Source organism: Achromobacter sp. GbtcB20, assembly GCF_019091095.1.
GTDB lineage: Bacteria > Pseudomonadota > Gammaproteobacteria > Burkholderiales > Burkholderiaceae_B > Achromobacter > Achromobacter mucicolens.
The window spans coordinates 1-236 of record NZ_JAGXJZ010000899.1 but is presented as its reverse complement, the minus strand read 5'-3'; the positions used below and the strand labels follow the sequence as shown (position 1 = coordinate 236).

General features: G+C 64.0%; 1 protein-coding gene. It reads left to right on the top strand.

The window, feature by feature from the left end:
- The coding region (locus tag KVT32_RS31560; RefSeq protein ID WP_217619579.1) for an ATP-binding cassette domain-containing protein at positions 1–236 on the top strand (236 nt) is incomplete at both ends.

Below are 236 nucleotides of genomic sequence, written 5' to 3'. Positions count from 1 at the left end.
CATGGTGTACCAGGAATACGCGCTGTTCCCCTGGATGACGGTCGAGCAGAACGTCGGCTTCGGCCTCGACATCAAGGGCCTGCCGAAAGCCGAGATCGCCCGCACCGTGGACGAATTGCTGCGCATGCTGTCGCTGTCGGACTTCCGCCAGCGCTACCCGAAGGTCCTGTCGGGCGGCATGCGCCAGCGGGTGGCGATATGGAAAGCTCGCTGTACGAAAAAGCCCGCGCAAGCGG